We start from the raw sequence: 16,564 nt of genomic DNA, 5'->3' as shown, positions 1-16,564 counted from the left end.
CTCCGGTCGGGACGTAGCGCAGCCTGGTAGCGCATCACACTGGGGGTGTGGGGGTCGGAGGTTCGAATCCTCTCGTCCCGACCAAATTCTTCCGCAGCGATTGCGCCCTTTTCAGGCCAGACAATCGCCGGACACACCAACCCCCAAATTATCGACATTTTTGTCAGTAAGCGCGACCGTCCTGGCGGCTGAAGCGGCCTGCACCTTCAGGCATCTTTACTTGTTCGGTCGAACGAATTAACGAGTCGCCGCCATGAAGGACGTACTTCTCGACACCGCCATCGCCCATTTCGGTCGCGAGGGCTTCGCAGGTGCCGCCACGCGCGCCATCGCGAAGGAGGCGGATACGGCGATGTCCTCGATCACCTATCATTTCGGCGGCAAGGAAGGGCTCTACCTTGCCTGCGCCGACCATATCGCGACCTGCCTGACCGAGCGTTTCGAAACCGCGGTCGCCATGATCGAATCGCAGCCGCCCGCCAGCGGCGAAGACGCCGTCGATGCCCTGTGCCGCCTGCTTCGGACCTTTGCGCAGCTCATGTTCGATCCGCAGTCCGAGAACTGGTCCTATTTCATCGTGCGCGAGCAGCATTCGCCGACCGAGGCGTTCGAGCGGCTGTGGATCGGCGGGATGCGCGGCCTGCTCGATCTGGCGGTCGGGCTGATCCGCCAGGCGCGGCCCGATTTCGGGGAGGACGAGGCACGGGCCTGCGCCATCGGGCTGTGGGGACAGGCGCTGACCTTGCGCACCGCGCGCGCGACGGTGAGCCGCCTGATGCAGGTTCCCCAGCTCGATCCCGCGACCGCCGAAACCTTGATCGCACGCTTTGTCGCCAATACGCGCTGCGTCCTTTCCTCCCAGCCGGAGCAAGCCTGACATGAACCGCCGTATCATTGCCGGCATCGCCCTTGCGGCGCTGGTCATTGCCGCCATCGCCACATCGGGTTTTGGCCTGCTGAAGGGCGATGACGGCCCCCTCACCCTCTATGGCAATGTCGACATCCGCGAGGTCGAGATGGCGTTCCAGGCCTCGGGCCGCGTCAGCGAGGTGCCGGTGGAAGAGGGCGAGCGGGTGAAGCAGGGCGAATTGCTGGCCGTGCTGGACCCCAGCCAGGCGCAGGACCGGCTGGCGCAGGCCGATGCGCAGCTGGCGCAGGCGCGCGCGCAGCTGGCGAAATTGCAGGCGGGCAGCAGGCCGCAGGAAATCCGGCAGGCCAATGCGCAGCAGGCGGCGGCCCGTGCGGCGCTCAGCGATGCGCGCGCCGATTACGAACGCCGCCAGCCACTGGTCGAATCGGGCGCGATCAGCCGCGCTGTCTGGGAGCAGACCGTCACCGCGCTACGCACCGCCGAGGCGCGCTATGCCGAAGCCAGCCAGGGCGCATCGCTGGCGCAGGAAGGCGCGCGCGCCGAGGATATCGCCGCCGCCCGCGCACAGCTTGAGGCCGCCCGCGCCGCGCGTGCCGCGATCGACACCGACCTCGACTACACGCGGCTGGAAGCGCCGCTTGCGGGCACGGTGGTCACCCGCTCGGTCGAGCCGGGCAGCCTTGTCTCGCCCGGAGTCACCGCCTTCACCATCGCCATCGACCGGCCGCTGCGGGTGCGCGCCTATGTCGCGCAGACCGATATGGCGCGGATCAATCCGGGCATGAAGGTCGAGGTCACCGCCGACGGCAATCCGAAGACCTATCAGGGCACCATCGGCTATATCTCGCCGCGCGCCGAGTTCACGCCAAAGTCGGTGGAGACCGAGGATCTGCGCACCGACCTCGTCTACCGGCTGCGCATCGTGGTCGACAATCCGGACGAGGCGCTGCGGCAGGGACAGCCCGTCACCGTGACCATCCCCGCGGCCCGTCCGGCAGCGGAGGACTGATCGTGCCGGGCGATACGCCCTCCCCCGGTTCCGGCGCGGTCGCCTGCGTCCGGGATCTGGTGAAGAACTTCAAGGGCGCGGAAAAGCCTGCGCTGGACGGCGTGTCGCTGGAGATACCGACGGGCCGCGTTACGGGACTGGTCGGTCCGGACGGCGCGGGCAAGACGACGCTGATCCGCATCCTCGCCGGGCTGATGGCACCTGACAAGGGTTCCGTGTCGGTGCTGGGCGGCGCGCCGGGCAAGGATATGGAGCATGTCGGTTACATGCCGCAGCGTTTCGGCCTGTACGAGGATCTGACCGTCCAGCAGAACCTCGACCTCTATGCCGACATGCGCGCCCTGCCCGCCGACGAGCGAGAGGCGACGTTCAGCCGGTTGCTGGAGTTTACCGACCTTGCCCGGTTTCGCGACCGGCTCGCGGGCGCGCTGTCCGGGGGCATGAAGCAGAAGCTGGGCCTTGCCTGCGCGCTGGTCAAAACGCCGCGCCTGCTGCTGCTGGACGAGCCGGGCGTGGGCGTCGACCCGATCTCGCGCCGCGAATTATGGGCGATGGTGCAGGAATTGATCACCGACGGCTTGGGCGTGCTGTGGTCAACCGCCTATCTCGACGAGGCGGAGAAATGCGATAGCGTCTATCTGCTGAGCGAAGGCGAATTGCTGTTCAGCGGCGATCCGGCCGAACTCACCCGCTCGGTCGAGGACCGTGTCGTGCGGCTGACCGGGTTCGAAAAGCGGCGGCGCAAGGTGCTGACGCAGATGCTCGACCGAGAAGGGCTGATCGACGGGACGATACAGGGCCGCTCGGTCCGCCTGCTGCTGAAGACGCCGGACGAGCTGAAGGGCGAGAGCGGGTTCGAAATCGCCCCCGCGCAGCCCCGTTTCGAGGACGGCTTTATCGAGCGGCTGGGCGGCGGGCCCAAGGGCACCAGCGCGCTGGCGGAGGCCTATCGGAATATCGAGGCGGGCGATGGTCCCGCGATCGAGGCGAAGGGGCTGACCCGCCGCTTCGGCGACTTCACCGCCGCGCATGATGTCAGCTTTTCGGTGCCCTATGGCTCGATCTTCGGGCTGCTGGGGCCGAACGGGGCGGGCAAGTCGACCACGTTCAAGATGCTGTGCGGCCTCTTGACCCCGACCGAGGGATCGGGCGCGGTGGCGGGGCATGATCTGCGCTCGTCCGGCGGCAGGGCGCGCGCGGCGCTGGGGTATATGGCGCAGAAATTCTCGCTCTATGGCGAATTGTCGGTGGCGCAGAACCTGAACTTTTTCGCGGGCGCCTATGGGCTGGAGGGGCGCGATGCGCGCCATGCGGTCGAGCGGGTGACCGAGATCTTCGAACTGGGCGACCGGCTGAAGGCGACCGCGGGCACGCTGCCGCTGGGCTTCAAGCAGCGGCTGGCGCTGGCCGCCGCCGTATTGCACGAACCGCCGGTGCTGTTCCTGGACGAGCCGACGAGCGGGGTCGATCCCGTCACGCGGCGCGAATTCTGGATGCATATCAACGGCCTTGTCGAAAAGGGCGTGGCCGTGCTGGTCACCACCCATTTCATGGAAGAGGCCGAATATTGCGACGCGATCACGCTGATCTACCGGTCCGAACAGATCGCCAGCGGCACGCCCGACGAGCTGAAAAGCCAGGCCGCCGACATGGCCGATCTCGACGATCCGACGATGGAAGACACCTTCATCGCCATGATCGAGGCGAGCGATGCGCAGCGGCCGCAGGAAGACGGGCGCGCCGAAAGTGAAGCGGCATGAGCGCGCTGATCGACAATAGGCGTCTGTCGGCCATGGTCGCCAAGGAAGTGGCGCAGATCCGGCGCGATCCGTCGACCTTCCTGATCGCCTTCATCCTGCCGCTGCTGCTGCTGTTCCTGTTCGGCTATGCGCTCAATCTCGATTCCACCAACACGCGCATCGGCATCGCGCTTGAGGATTCGAGCGCGCCGGCGCTGTCGCTGGCGGGCGCCTATCAGAACAATCCCAATTTCGAAGCCGTCACCGCGCGCAGCGTCCAGCCGCTGAAGGACATGATGGTGCGCGGCGAGATCCGCGGCATCGTCGTCATCCCGCAGGATTTCGGCAGCGGCTATGCGCGCGGCAATCCGCCGCCGGTGCAGATCATCGCCGACGGGTCGATGCCCAATACCGCCAATTTTACGCGGTCCTATTCCGAAGGGCTGCTGAACACATGGATGGCGAACGAGGCCGCCGCGCGCGGGGCCGATCCCGCGCCACCGATCGATCTGTCTCTGCGCTATTGGTACAATCCCTCGCTCACCAGCCGCAATTTCCTGGTGCCGGGCGCGATCGCCATCGTCATGACGATGATCGGCACGCTGCTGACCAGCCTTGTCATCGCGCGCGAATGGGAACGCGGCACGATGGAGGCGATGATGGCGACGCCGATGCACATGGCCGAATTCCTGATCAGCAAGATCGTGCCCTATTTCGTGCTCGCGCTGGCATCCACCGCGCTGTGCACATTGCTGGCCGTGACAATGTTCGGCGTGCCGCTGCGCGGATCGATCTTCGCGCTGATGGCGATCTCGACCGCCTATCTGATGCCCGCGCTTGGGCAAGGCCTGTTCATATCGGCGGCGACCAAGAACCAGTTCGTCGCCAGCCAGGTCGCGCTGCTGTCGGGATTCCTGCCCACCTTTCTGCTGTCGGGCTTCATGTTCGAGATTTCGTCCATGCCGACGATCATCCAGGCGATCACCTATATCGTGCCCGCGCGCTATTTCGTGCCCTCGCTGCAGACGGTGTTCCTGGCGGGCGACATCTGGGCGATGCTGCTGCCCAATATAGGGATCATGCTGCTGTTCGGAGCGGGCTTCTTCGCGCTTTGCATTCGCGTGACCAAGCGGAGCCTGGACTGATGAGCGGCGCGCTGAAGGCGATGATCGTCAAGGAATTCTGGGAGCTGCTGCGCGATCCCAAGGCGCGCATCACGCTGGTGCTGCCGCCGCTGATCCAGCTGCTGATCTTCAGCTTTGCGGTTACCTTGCAGGTGGAAAATGTCGCGATCGGCGTGCTCGACCGGTCGAGCGGAACCGCCAGCACCGAACTGATCCAGCGCATCGCGGGCGCGGAAACCTTCGACGAGGTCAGGCGCCTCGGCTCGGCGGAAGAGCTGCGCCGCGCCATCGACCGGCAGGAAGTGCTGGCGGCGCTGGTGATCGAACAGGATTTCGACAGCCGGATCGCGCGCGACGAAACCGCGACCGTGGGCGTGGTGCTCGACGGCAGGCGGTCGAACGCGGCGCAGATCGTCGGCGGCTATCTGACGCGGATCGCGGCCGACACGGGGCTGGAACTGCGCCCCGCATCGACCCCGCCGCCGCAGAACGCGATCGCGATCAACTGGTTCAATCCCAACCTCGAATATATCTGGTTCAACATGCCCAGCCTGCTGGTGGTGATCGTCTCGGTCTCGTGCCTGTCGGTCACCGCGCAGACCGTGGCAAGAGAGCGCGAGATGGGCACGTTCGACCAGCTGATGGTCAGCCCGCTGACCGTGCCGCAGATCCTGATCGGCAAGATGGTGCCGCCCTTCTTCGTCGGCCTGTTCAACGGATCGGTCTATCTGGTCGTCGCGCCGCTGGTATTCGGCGTGCCGTTCACCGGATCGATCCCGTGGTTCTATGTCGGGCTGACGATCTATCTCGTCTCGCTGGTCGGGCTGGGCATGTTCGTGTCGGCGCTGTCGACCACGCAGCAGCAGGCGTTCCTTGGGTCGTTCGTCGCGACCATTCCGGTCATCCTGCTGTCGGGCTTTGCCAGCCCGCTTGAGAACATGCCCGACTGGCTGCGGGCGATCACCTACATCAACCCCGCGCGCTATTTCATGGAGATATCGATAGGCCAGTTCCTCAAGGCCATGCCTGCCGCCGACATGCTGCCGCTGCTGTGGCCGCTGGTCGTGATCGGCTTCGTGACCATTGCGGTGTCCGGCTGGCTGTTCCGCGCGCGCATGGAGTGAATGCGAATGTTCCGCCCCCTTATCCCGCTTCTGCCCCTTGTCCCGCTTTTGCTTGTCGGCGCCGGTCTGGCCGGTTGCACCGTCGGCCCCGACTATGAACCGCCTGTCGCCGAGGTGTCGGACGCGTGGATCGAACCGGCGAACAGCGCCGCGATCCAGCCCGCCTGGTGGGATCGTTTCGACGATCCGCAGCTCAGCGCGCTGATCACCCGCGCCATGGCCGAGGCGCCCACGCTGGCCGAGGCACGCGCGCGGCTGGCCGAGGCGCGCGCCAATCGCGACGCGGTGCTGGGCGGCCGCCTGCCGCAGCTGTCCGCCAGCGGCGCGGCGACCGAGAACCGGATCAGCGAGAACGGTTTCCTGCCGGTGGGCAATTTTCCCGGCTTCGATCCCGAATACAGCCTTTTCGATCTGGGCTTCGACGCCAGCTGGGAAATCGACCTGTGGGGCCGCCGCACGCGCGAGGCGCAGGCCGCCGATGCACAGGCGCAGGCGGCAGAGGCCGGATATCAGGATGCGCTCGTCCAGCTGACGGCCGAGATCGCGCGCGGCTACATGGATTTGCGCGCGGCGCAGCAATATAGCGCGCTGGCGGCTGGGCGCGAGGAAGCGTCCGCCGATCTCGCCGCGCTGACGAACCAGCTCTACACCGCGGGCGAGGCGAACCGGATCGAGGCCGAAGCCGCGAGTGCAGAAGCCGCCAATGCCGCCGATGCCGCCGCGCAGGCCCGCGCGTCCGAGGCGGGCGCGGCCTATCGCCTTGCCGCGCTGATGGGCGTTCCGCCCGAACAGGTGTTTCCGGAATTGCGCGATGCCGCCCCCATTCCGGACGCGCCCGAAGAGATCCTCGTCGGCCTGCGGTCCGACCTGCTGCGCCGCCGCCCGGACGTGCGCAGGGCCGAACGCGAACTGGCCGCCGCCACCGCGCAGATCGGCGTCGCGACCGCCGATTTGTTCCCGCGCTTTTCGCTGATGGGCGGGCTGGGTACGCAGGCGCAGGACGCGGGCGATCTGTTCGATCCGGCATCCACCCGCTTTTCCATCGGGCCGAGTTTCAGCTGGCCGATCTTTTCGGGCGGCCAGATCCGCGCCCGCATCCGCGCCGCCGATGCCGGGGCGGACGCCGCCGCCGCCGCCTATCAGCAGGCCGTGGCCGAGGCGCTGGCCGACAGCGAGGGCGCGATCAACCGCTATCTGGAGGCCAAACGCCGCGAGGATGCCGCGGGCAAGGCGGCCGCAGCGCAGGCGCGGGCCTTCGAACTGGCGCGCCAGCGGTTCGAGCGCGGCGAGGACGACCGCCTGACACTCGACCGGGCGCGGCTGGAACTGCTGGCGCGCGAGCAGGCGCTGGCTTCTGCGCGGACCGAGGCGGCCAATGCGGCAGTCGCGGTGTACAAGGCGCTGGGCGGGGCGTGGCAGGCGCAAACCCCTGCCGACAACGGCTGACGCACCCGCCGGGAACCTGCCCGCCCTCACCGCGCTTGATATGATGCGGGCCGTCTGTATCTAGGCGGCCTTGTGACATCCGGAATGCATGATCCGGACGACTGCCGAATCCCCCCACACGCCGGAGCCTTCCTTGCTCAGACATTTCACCGGATCGATCATCTTCACAATCGTCGCGCTCGCGCTGGGCGCTTTCGTGGGCTGGGAATATTCCGGCACGGTCGAGGGCATGCTGGGCACGCTGTGGATCTGCTCGGTGCTGGCGGTGCTGGAGGTTTCGCTGTCGTTCGACAATGCGGCGGTCAATGCCACCGTGCTGAAGGACATGGACCCGATCTGGCAGCGCCGGTTCCTGACATGGGGCATCGCCATCGCCGTGTTCGGCATGCGCATCGTGTTCCCCATCGTGATCGTGGCCATCGCGGCATCGCTGGGGCCGTGGGGCGCGCTGATGCTGGCGATCAACGAGCCGGATACCTATGCGCGGATCATGAACGATGCACATACCGGGCTGATGGGCTTTGGCGGCGCGTTCCTGGGCATGGTCGGCCTCAAATATTTCTTCGACGCCGACAAGGAAATCCACTGGATCCGCGTGATCGAGGGGCCGCTGGCGAAGTTCGGGCGGCTGCAGGCGTTCGAGATCGGGGTGATGATCCTGGCGATCTGGGGCACCTCGACCCTGCTGGAGGGTGAGGAGCGGCTGACTTTCCTGACCGCGGGCCTGTTCGGATTGCTGACCTTCATCGCGGTGGAGATGATCGGCGACGTGCTGGGCGCGCCGGAAGAGACGACCGGTGTCGCCGCGAAATCCGGCCTTGCCTCGTTCCTCTACCTTGAAGTGCTAGACGCCAGTTTCTCGTTTGACGGGGTGATCGGGGCGTTCGCGCTGTCGACCAATCTGTTCGTGATCGCCATCGGCCTTGGCATCGGGGCAATGTTCGTGCGCTCGATGACGATCTACCTCGTCCATCAGGGCACGATGAGCGAATATCGCTTTCTGGAGCACGGCGCGTTCTATGCGATCCTCGTGCTGGCGGCGATCATGTTCCTGAACGTCGAATATCACATCCCCGAGGTCGTTACCGGGCTGATCGGTGCGGTGCTGATCGGCCTTGCGTTCTTCAGCTCGCTGCGCTGGAACCGGGCGGAACTGCGGCGGGATCAGGCGGGGATACAGGCATAGCGCCCTCGCCCCGTCCCACATCGGCAGGCACCCGCAGCAGCCGCGAATAGAACCAGCCGATCGCGATGAGGCTGAAGCCGAGGGCAAGGAAGCTGGCGATCCGGGCCAGCCCCTCCAGACCCGCCGTGTCGTATATGAACACCTTGCAGACCGCGACCAGCATCAGCACCAACGAACCGATCCGCCAGCTGCGCGTGCCGCTTTGCGCGCCCCACAGCAGGAAGCCGCCCGCCAGCACGATGCCCAGCAGGGATCGCAGCAGATCCTCCGTCTGACCGACGGGCGGGTCCAGCAGGATCGTGCCCGCGAAGGCCTGACGCAGCTCGGACAGGGCGAACAGGCTGATGATCAGCATAAGCACGGCGTCGCTCGCCACGCGGAAGGGGCGCTGCATCGCCGGGGGCAGAGGCAAGGCCTGCCGCAGCAGCAGGACCGCCGCCGCCGCGATGGCATAGGCCATGATCAGCAGGTTGGCGACCGGCGTCGGGCCAACCGCCTGTTCGCTCCACAGCGGATTGTGGACTAGGCCGGTGTAGAAGGCGAAATGCGCCAGCGCGGCCCCGGCCAATGCTGCCGCCACCGCCGAGCCCACCGCCGATCCCCCTAGACGCGGCGACCAGCGCGCAGGCAAACGTAGTGCGGCGAATGCGGCCAGCAGGAGCAGCGCTTCCCATGCGCAGCGTTCGGCAAGGCCCAGTGCGGCGAACTCGGTCAGGTCACGGATTGCGAAGACCTGCTTGAACAGCACATGCGCCGCGGCGATGACTGGCAGGGCGGCCAGCACGCGCGCCGCCAGCGCCCGCCTGCCGTCTTCGCGGAACGCCAGCACCAGCGCGGCGAGCGCGCCCGGCACCAGCTGAAGCGCGGCATCCTGCGCAGAGGGCAATTCGCCCACCAGCAGCGGCGATCCCGACATAGTTTCCAGCGCCGCCCCCAGCCACCAGCCCAGCGGCCAGAGCGCCCAGACCAAGGCCACCGCAAGAGCCGCACGCCCGGCCCAGCGCCGGTCGGGCAGCCCGAACGCAAGCGCCACCGCAGCAAGCGCCGCGATCCACGCAAGCGGCTCCCACGGCAGGAAGCGGGTGATCGCGGCATAGGCGGTCCAGACCGCCGACGCCTCGAGCACGGCGCTGCGCCAGCGGGCATGCGGCCCCGTTTTCCATGCGCCCATCGCGGGAAGGACGGCCAGCACGATGCCGGCCAGACCCAGCAGCCATGCCTGCGATCCTTCCAGACTGTCGAAATGCCACAGCGCGGCCAGCATGATCGCCAGCGGTATCACCGCCAGCGCGGCGACATCGGCGCCCCGCGCCCGGCCCAGCCACACCTGCACCAGCGGCACAACCGCGAACACCAGCGCCAGCCCCGCGGCCACCGCGGCGAACAGCGACGGATCGGGATCGTACCAGAAACCCAGCATCCACGCGCCCACGCCGCCCGCGACGGCCGAGGCATCGCGCAGCGCCGACGTTCGCCAGCCCAGCCCCGCGAAGGCCGCGCCCAGCAGCAGGTAGAGGCCCCAAGACAGCGGCTCATAGCCGCTGCTTTCCAGCAGGGCCGCCATCTGCAGCGAGGCGAAGCCGCCTGCCGCCAGCCGCAGCCAGCGGCTTTCGCGCAGATCGGGCAGCACCAGCGCGGGCAGCAAGGCGCCCAGCACGACAAGGAAGAACCCGGTCGCCACCACGTCGCCCGGCGCGCTGGGCTGCGCGATCAGCATGACGAGGCCCCAGCCCAGCCCGCCGACGATACCCGCCAGCCCCAGCCAGCCGCCATGCGCCCAGCCCCCACCTTCGGAAAAGGCACCCTGCTTGCGCCCGGCATGGCCCAGTCCGCTCGCGACCAGCGCGAGATAGAACGCCAGCAGCGGCAGGTTCGATTCCTCCGCCCCGACCAGAGCAGGCGCAGCGAAACCGCCGACAAGGCCCAGCACCGCGCTGGGCAGGCCGAAGCGGAACGACAGGCCGATGGCCGCCGCGGTCACCAGCGCGAGGCCGACGAAGGCCGTGCCTGTGCCGATCAACCCGTAGAACGTGCCCGCGAGAAATACGGTGGCGTAAAGCACCGCCAGCCCCGCACCCGACAGAGCCTGCGGCACGCGGGGGTCAGCGACGCGGTCCTTGAAGCGATGCGCGGCCTCTGCGCCCGCGATCAGGCCCAGCCCGAACACCAGTCCCATGGCGACGCGCACCGCCGGGCTGAGCAGGCCGACGTCGATGGCATAACGCACGAGGAAAAACCCCGCGACCGCCAGGGTGATGCCGCCCGCCCAGATGGGCAGCTGGCGGCCAAACAGTTCCTCGAAATCGAAGGCGAAGCGGCTGCGGGCCGGAGCGATTGGAGGTGCAGTTTCGGCAATCGATGAGGGCGCGGGTTCCGGCACGGTTTCGCGCGGCGGCTGGGTGCTGCGGGCGAATCTGGGGACGAGACTTGCCGCCGGTCGCGGCGCAGGGGCCGGCTGCGGTTCCGGTTCGGTCACGGGCGCGCGGGGCGAGACGCCTGCGCTCCTCAGGTCCCGCAGCTCTTCCTCCAGCCGGTCGACCCGCTTCCACAGCAGGACCAGTGCAACGGCACCGGCGACGAGAAGCATGAATTCCATGATCGTGATCCCCCTGCACCGGTCCGCCCGACCGGCTGACCGACGCCCCGCCGCAATTGCCCAGAGCGAGCATGACGCTACATCGTCGCCATGCGCAATAGCAGCCAAATGAACAGCGTTCAATAAATAAATTGGACAGTGTTCATTTAAGGCTTTAGCAGGGGTTCATGGGACGGCGATCGGATCACACGCGCGAGGAATTGCAGGAGCTTCTGGTCTCGCTGGGCCATGTCTTGCTGGCGCAGACCGGCCTTGCCCGTTTCTCCGGGCGTGAAGTGGCCAAGCAGGCGGGCTATTCGGTCGGCACGATCTATAATGTGTTCGGATCGCTCGACCATCTGATCGTGGCGATCAATTCGCGCAGTTTCGAGATCTGGGCGCAGCAATTGCGGACGCGGCTGGACACGGGCGGCGCGGACCGGATCGGCAGCCTTGTCGCGGCCTATTTCGACTTCGCGCAGGAAAACCCGCATCTCTGGTCCGCGATCTATGAGCATCACTTGCCCGCGGATTTCGCCCTGCCGCCACAGGACGAAGAACGCCGCGCCGCGCTGACCGGCATCGTCGAGCGCGAAATCCGCGCCGCCCTGCCCGATGGCAGCACCACCGACATCGCGCTGCTAACCAGATCGCTGATCGCGGTGGTGCATGGGCATTGCAGCCTTGCCGTCACCGGCAGCTTTGCGCTGATGGGCGTGGACGATCCGCTGGGATGCGCGCTGGCAAGGGTGCGCGAAATCCTCTCCGCGCACGGCTATCGCACCAGTCAGTAACCCATCAGCGAGAGCACTTCCTTGCGGCTGCGCTCGTCGTCGCGGAACGTGCCCATCATGCGGCTGGTCACCATGCCGACGCCGGGGGTGCGGACGCCGCGCGCGGTCATGCAGGCGTGGCTCGCTTCTATCACCACGGCGACGCCATGCGGCTTCAGATGGTTCCAGATGCATTCGGCGACTTCCGCCGTCAGCCGTTCCTGGATCTGCAGCCGCCGCGCGAAACCGTGCAGCACGCGCGCCAGCTTGGAAATGCCCACGACATGGTCGCGCGGCAGATAGGCGATCGCCGCCTTGCCGATGATCGGCGCCATGTGATGCTCGCAATGCGACTGGAACGGGATGTCCTTCAGCAGCACGACCTCGTCATAGCCGCCCACTTCCTCGAAAACTCGCGACAGATGGATCGCCGGATCCTCGCCGTAGCCCTGGCAATATTCCTTCCACGCGCGCGCCACGCGCTTGGGCGTGTCGAGCAGGCCTTCGCGGCTGGGATCGTCGCCGGTCCAGCGGAGCAGCGTGCGGATCGCCTCCTGAACCTCTTCGGGGACCGGCGGCTTGCCGAGGGGATTGTCTTCGTCGGGGCCGACAAGGCTGCTCATGCGGTTCTCTTTCCTGATAGCTCGGCCGACAGATAGGCATGTGACGACCCATCCGTCACCCCCTTGCCCCCATCAACCGCCGGGGTGATAGAAATCATAGATCTGCCGCGCGACATTTTCCGAAACGCCGGGCACGCGCAACAAGTCCTTTAGGGCAGCGGCGCGCACCTTGCCCGCCGTGCCGAAATGCAGCAGCAGGGCCCGCTTGCGCGCGGGACCGATGCCGGGGATCTCGTCCAGCGGGCTGGCCTGGATCGAACGGCTGCGCTTCGCCCGGTGCGCGCCGATGGCGAAGCGGTGCACCTCGTCGCGCAGGCGCTGCAGGTGGAACAGCACGGGCGAATTGGTCGGCAGCGTCTTTTCGCGCCCGTCGGGGAAATGGAACACCTCGCGGCCTTCGCGCCCGTGATGCGGGCCCTTGGCGACGCCGACGACAGGCACGTCCTCGATCCCCAGCTCCTCCAGCGTGTCCATCACCGACGACATCTGCCCCTTGCCGCCATCGAGCAGCACGAGATCGGGCCAGGCCGCATCGCCCTTCCCCGATGTCTCGCGGTCGGGATCGTCCTTCAAGGCGCGGGCGAAGCGGCGGTTCAGCACCTCGCGCATCATTGCGAAATCGTCGTTGGTCTGGGCCTGCTTGATGTTGAACTTGCGGTACTGGTTCTTCAGCAACCCCTCGGGCCCCGCGACGATCATCGCGCCGACCGCATTGGCGCCCTGGATGTGCGAGTTGTCGTACACTTCCACCCGCTGAGGAATGTCTGCCAATTCCAGGAACTCGGCCATTTCGCGCCAGATCTTTGCCTGTGTGCCGCTTTCGGCGAGGCGGCGGTCGAGCGCTTCGGCGGCGTTGCGGCTGGCCTGTTCGATCAGGCGGCGGCGGTCGCCGCGCTGGGGGACGCTGATCTCGACCTTGCGCTCGGCGATGGCGGTGAAGGCCTCTTCCAGCAATTCGCAATCGGGCAGTTCGCGGTCGAGCAATATGGTGCGCGCGGGCGGCACTTCCTCGTAGAACTGGGCGAGGAAGGCGCTGAACACCTCTTCCTGTTCCAGCCCCTCGGTATGGCGGGGAAAGAACGCGCGGTGGCCCCAGTTCTGCCCACCGCGAATGAAGAAGGCCTGCACGCCGATCTGGCCGCCCTTTTCCGCCATGGCGAACACGTCGGCATCGCCCACGCCCTGTGCATTGATCGCCTGCGACCCCTGGATGAAGGTCGCGGCGCGGAGGCGATCGCGCAGCATGGCGGCGGTTTCGAAATCCAGCTTCTCGGCCGCCTCGGCCATCTGGCTTTCGATTTCCTGCTGCACCGCGCTGGACTTGCCGGCGAGGAAGTCCTTGGCCTGCCGTACCAGCTCGCCATAGCCGTCCTTGTCGATGCGGCCCACGCAGGGCGCGCTGCAGCGCTTGATCTGGTAGAGCAGGCAGGGCCGGTCGCGGCGGCTGAAGAAGCTGTCGGTGCAGCTTCGCAGCAAAAACAGTTTCTGCAGCGCGTTGATCGTGGTGTTGACCGATCCGGCGCTGGCAAAGGGGCCATAGTAATTGCCCTTGGCCCGCCGCGCGCCGCGATGCTTCATGATGCGCGGAAAGTCGTTGTCGGCGCGCAGCAGGATGAAGGGGAAGCTCTTGTCGTCGCGCAGCAGCACATTGTACGGCGGGCGAAACCGCTTGATCAGCTGCGCTTCCAGCAGCAGCGCCTCGGCCTCGCTGTTCGTCGTCACGATGGTCATTTCGCGCGTCTGCGCGACCATGCGTTTCAGCCGCATCGGCAGGCGGTCGACCTGCAGATAATTGGCGACGCGGTTCTTCAGCGCACGCGCCTTGCCGACATAGAGCACATCGCCCCGCGCATCGACCATGCGATAGACGCCGGGACGCGGGGGCAGGGTTCGCTGAACCTCGCGGATCGCGGCCAGCCCCGCCTGCAGGTCGGGCTGGCTGCCGCGCACCGTATAGGCCGCCTTGTCCTCGTTAAAGCGATCGGCGCCCTTGGGATGGGGCGGGGTTCCGGCAGGCGTACGGCTCATCGCAGGGTCAGATAGGGATTGGACGCGCGGTTGGAAAGCGCGGGGATGCGCACCACGCCCCGATTATTCGCCGATTTGAGGAAGTGGTGCCCGGGGGCGGAGTCGAACCACCGACACGACGATTTTCAGTCGTCTGCTCTACCACTGAGCTACCCAGGCATCGCCGAAATGGCGGACCCGAAACCGGCGGATTGAATCGCGCTTGGCGTCGGGAGCGCCGCCTATGGCCAAAGCCGCGCTTGCTGTCAAACCTCAAAATGCGGGTTTTTTCACGCGCGTGCCGTCCGGTCAGAAATCCTCGTCCGCGCGGCCGTCCTGCCGGTCGGTCGGAATCTCGGCAGGCTCGCCCGGAATGGCGTAGCCGTCCTGCAGCCACTGGACCAGATCGCGGTCCTTGCAGCGGGTCGAACAGAACGGCGCATGGTCGGCAGAGCGCGGCTTTCCGCAGATCGGACAGCTTTTCACGGCGCGTTTCGGAGTCGTCTTCATAGCGGCACCGCCTGCGACATGCCGGCCTGTGGCGCAAGGGCGGGATCGGTCTGAATGCGGATTTCGCGCCCTGTGCGGCGGGCGAGTTCGGCGATCCAATCGGGCTTCAAATGGGCCTGCAGCGCGGGATGCACGGTCAGCAGGATCGCGCCCGGATCCGCGATATGTTCTGCCTGCCGCAGCAGCAGGCGCGCAGCGGCGGCAAGCCGGTGGAGGGTCACGCGGTGCAGGATCGAAGGACCCTGCACCCGCGCGACGATCTGCAAGAAGCCAAAGCCGTTCATCGCGGTGCGTTCATGGGGAAAACCGTCCAGCGCCTGTTCCAGCGCCGAGTCCACCGCGCGGCGATCGGCCTTGTCCTGCAGCGTCGGAAAATCGATGCCGATCGATCCGCCGATTTCGAAGCGGCGAAGGCTGGCGGCTATCGCGGGCACCGCCGCCAGCGCCAGCGCGCGCGGTGGTAGCGTGCCGTCGATGTCGATCAGCGTCATCGCGGGTGTGGGGGAGAGGTGCAGTGCGCCGCCATCGAAGGTGACCTGCCGCTCGAAGGCTTCGGCGATCAGTTCGGACCAGCCGGTCACGGGAAAGCGGGGAACGATGCGGACTTCATGCCCCTCGCCCTTCAGCCGCTCTTCTAGCGTGGGTGCGGGGCGCAGGCGTTCGTCGGTCGGGCGGCCCTGCGCGCGTTTGGAGCGGGTGCCTTCATCGATGCGTGCGCGGTGGATGAGGATGCGGATCGGCGCGCCTTCGCTGGCGCTTTTCGGCAGGCGGTCGACCAGCACTTCCTCGCCGCCGTCCAGTCGCACTGTGCCGCGCGCCGAACCCGATGCGCGCGAAGTCAGCACGCCCTCGACCACTGCGCCTGCGGCGAGTTCGCCCGGCCAGGCGAGTTTCGCAGCGATAATGGCATCGTCCTCGACCAGCGCGGCGCGGGTTTCGCCGATGCCGCGTTCGATCAGCCACGTGCCGGGCGTTTCAGCCAATGGGAAACCCCGCCGCCTTCAACAGCGCGCGCGTTTCGAACAGGGGCAGACCCACGACGCCCGAATGGCTGCCCTGGATCCACGCGATCAGTGCCTCGGCATGGCCCTGGATGGCATAGCCGCCCGCCTTGCCGTGCCATTCGCCGCCCGCGATATAGGCGTCGATTTCCTGTGCCGACAGAACCTTGAAGCGCACGATCGTCTCGCTCATCCGCTCACGCACTGAACCGTCGGGGGCCGCGAGCGTGATGGCGGAGAAGACGCGGTGCCGCCTGCCCGACAGCAGCGTCAGGCACTCGCGCGCGGTCGCTTCGTCCTCTGCCTTGGGCAGGATGCGCCGACCGGCGGCGACCACCGTATCGCCCGCCAGCACGAAGCCGTCATCCGCGGCAACAGCAAGCGCCTTTTCGCGCGCCATGCGCTGCACATAGGGACGCGGCAGTTCGCCCTTGCGCGGCGTCTCGTCGATGTCGGCGGGCGCGATGCGCGCGGGTTCGATGTCCAGACGCGCCAATAGTTCGCGCCTGCGCGGGCTGGCAGACGCGAGGATCAGCTTTGGTTCGGGATTCTGGGCCGTCATGCCGGCGCCAGCGA

At 67.0% G+C, this 16,564-nt stretch carries 14 protein-coding genes and 2 tRNA genes; 9 read left to right on the top strand and 7 right to left on the bottom strand.

Translation table 11 applies throughout. From position 1 onward, the window contains the following. Positions 1-7 precede the first annotated feature (7 nt). The 8 genes from AC4FIJ_RS07385 to AC4FIJ_RS07350 all read left to right on the top strand — a co-directional run bounded on the left by AC4FIJ_RS07385 (position 8) and on the right by AC4FIJ_RS07350 (position 8,499). Positions 8-84 (top strand) — tRNA-Pro (locus AC4FIJ_RS07385). Between the two features lie 169 nt (positions 85-253). Continuing rightward, complete coding sequence (locus AC4FIJ_RS07380; RefSeq protein ID WP_490336063.1) at positions 254-877, top strand: CerR family C-terminal domain-containing protein; 624 nt, start codon at positions 254-256, stop codon at positions 875-877. A 1-nt stretch (position 878) separates the two neighbouring features. Further along, positions 879-1,880, top strand: a complete 1,002-nt coding sequence (locus AC4FIJ_RS07375; protein WP_490336062.1) for an HlyD family secretion protein — start codon at positions 879-881, stop codon at positions 1,878-1,880. Between the two features lie 2 nt (positions 1,881-1,882). Continuing rightward, positions 1,883-3,640, top strand: a complete 1,758-nt coding sequence (locus AC4FIJ_RS07370) for an ATP-binding cassette domain-containing protein (protein ID WP_490336061.1) — start codon at positions 1,883-1,885, stop codon at positions 3,638-3,640. Then, the gene (locus AC4FIJ_RS07365) at positions 3,637-4,764 is read left to right on the top strand and encodes an ABC transporter permease (RefSeq protein ID WP_490336060.1); all 1,128 of its coding nucleotides are present in this window, start codon (positions 3,637-3,639) and stop codon (positions 4,762-4,764) included. The genes AC4FIJ_RS07370 and AC4FIJ_RS07365 overlap by 4 nt, the downstream gene beginning before the upstream one ends. Next, a complete protein-coding gene (locus AC4FIJ_RS07360; protein ID WP_490336059.1) occupies positions 4,764-5,867 on the top strand; it encodes an ABC transporter permease in 1,104 nt (367 codons plus the stop codon). The genes AC4FIJ_RS07365 and AC4FIJ_RS07360 overlap by 1 nt, the downstream gene beginning before the upstream one ends. Positions 5,868-5,873: 6 nt before the next feature. Then, positions 5,874-7,313 carry an efflux transporter outer membrane subunit gene (locus AC4FIJ_RS07355; protein WP_490336058.1) on the top strand — a complete coding sequence of 480 codons (1,440 nt, stop codon included), beginning with the start codon at positions 5,874-5,876 and terminating at the stop codon, positions 7,311-7,313. Between the two features lie 133 nt (positions 7,314-7,446). Then, positions 7,447-8,499, top strand: coding sequence for a DUF475 domain-containing protein (locus AC4FIJ_RS07350; protein WP_490336057.1), 1,053 nt, complete (start codon positions 7,447-7,449; stop codon positions 8,497-8,499). Here AC4FIJ_RS07350 and AC4FIJ_RS07345 read toward each other — a convergent pair. Continuing rightward, positions 8,438-11,095: a DUF2339 domain-containing protein gene (locus tag AC4FIJ_RS07345; RefSeq protein ID WP_490336056.1), complete on the bottom strand. Its 2,658-nt coding sequence runs from the start codon at positions 11,093-11,095 to the stop codon at positions 8,438-8,440. The two genes, AC4FIJ_RS07350 and AC4FIJ_RS07345, sit on opposite strands and share 62 nt — an antisense overlap. 167 nt (positions 11,096-11,262) lie before the next feature. Here AC4FIJ_RS07345 and AC4FIJ_RS07340 point away from each other — a divergent pair, with 167 nt between their 5' ends. Then, a complete protein-coding gene (locus AC4FIJ_RS07340) occupies positions 11,263-11,868 on the top strand; it encodes a TetR/AcrR family transcriptional regulator (protein ID WP_490336055.1) in 606 nt (201 codons plus the stop codon). Here AC4FIJ_RS07340 and folE read toward each other — a convergent pair. From folE to AC4FIJ_RS07310, 6 genes are all read right to left on the bottom strand, one after another. After that, a complete protein-coding gene (gene folE / locus AC4FIJ_RS07335) occupies positions 11,862-12,470 on the bottom strand; it encodes a GTP cyclohydrolase I FolE (protein ID WP_490336054.1) in 609 nt (202 codons plus the stop codon). The genes AC4FIJ_RS07340 and folE overlap by 7 nt on opposite strands. Positions 12,471-12,542: 72 nt before the next feature. Further along, complete coding sequence (uvrC, locus tag AC4FIJ_RS07330; RefSeq protein WP_490336053.1) at positions 12,543-14,498, bottom strand: excinuclease ABC subunit UvrC; 1,956 nt, start codon at positions 14,496-14,498, stop codon at positions 12,543-12,545. Positions 14,499-14,582: 84 nt separating this feature from the next. Then, positions 14,583-14,657: transfer RNA gene (locus tag AC4FIJ_RS07325), tRNA-Phe, on the bottom strand. A gap of 129 nt (positions 14,658-14,786) precedes the next feature. Continuing rightward, complete coding sequence (gene yacG / locus AC4FIJ_RS07320) at positions 14,787-14,987, bottom strand: DNA gyrase inhibitor YacG (protein ID WP_490336052.1); 201 nt, start codon at positions 14,985-14,987, stop codon at positions 14,787-14,789. After that, positions 14,984-15,970 carry a ribonuclease E/G gene (locus tag AC4FIJ_RS07315; protein WP_490336051.1) on the bottom strand — a complete coding sequence of 329 codons (987 nt, stop codon included), beginning with the start codon at positions 15,968-15,970 and terminating at the stop codon, positions 14,984-14,986. Before AC4FIJ_RS07315 ends, yacG begins: the two co-directional genes overlap by 4 nt. Further along, positions 15,963-16,550: a Maf family protein gene (locus AC4FIJ_RS07310; RefSeq protein WP_490336050.1), complete on the bottom strand. Its 588-nt coding sequence runs from the start codon at positions 16,548-16,550 to the stop codon at positions 15,963-15,965. Before AC4FIJ_RS07310 ends, AC4FIJ_RS07315 begins: the two co-directional genes overlap by 8 nt. Positions 16,551-16,564 lie beyond the last annotated feature (14 nt).

The sequence above is a fragment of the Croceicoccus sp. genome, assembly GCF_983967925.1.
This window is presented reverse-complemented; position numbering and strand designations above follow the sequence as displayed.

Bases quoted from the DNA above. Each gene is read 5' to 3' on its own strand.
- AC4FIJ_RS07345 (WP_490336056.1), bottom strand. From the start codon at position 11,095: ATGGAATTCATGCTTCTCGTCGCCGGTGCCGTTGCACTGGTCCTGCTG.
- AC4FIJ_RS07360 (WP_490336059.1), top strand. From the start codon at position 4,764: ATGAGCGGCGCGCTGAAGGCGATGATCGTCAAGGAATTCTGGGAGCTG.
- yacG (WP_490336052.1), bottom strand. From the start codon at position 14,987: ATGAAGACGACTCCGAAACGCGCCGTGAAAAGCTGTCCGATCTGCGGA.
- AC4FIJ_RS07380 (WP_490336063.1), top strand. From the start codon at position 254: ATGAAGGACGTACTTCTCGACACCGCCATCGCCCATTTCGGTCGCGAG.
- AC4FIJ_RS07340 (WP_490336055.1), top strand. From the start codon at position 11,263: ATGGGACGGCGATCGGATCACACGCGCGAGGAATTGCAGGAGCTTCTG.
- AC4FIJ_RS07355 (WP_490336058.1), top strand. From the start codon at position 5,874: ATGTTCCGCCCCCTTATCCCGCTTCTGCCCCTTGTCCCGCTTTTGCTT.
- AC4FIJ_RS07310 (WP_490336050.1), bottom strand. From the start codon at position 16,550: ATGACGGCCCAGAATCCCGAACCAAAGCTGATCCTCGCGTCTGCCAGC.
- folE (WP_490336054.1), bottom strand. From the start codon at position 12,470: ATGAGCAGCCTTGTCGGCCCCGACGAAGACAATCCCCTCGGCAAGCCG.
- AC4FIJ_RS07375 (WP_490336062.1), top strand. From the start codon at position 879: ATGAACCGCCGTATCATTGCCGGCATCGCCCTTGCGGCGCTGGTCATT.
- uvrC (WP_490336053.1), bottom strand. From the start codon at position 14,498: ATGAGCCGTACGCCTGCCGGAACCCCGCCCCATCCCAAGGGCGCCGAT.
- AC4FIJ_RS07365 (WP_490336060.1), top strand. From the start codon at position 3,637: ATGAGCGCGCTGATCGACAATAGGCGTCTGTCGGCCATGGTCGCCAAG.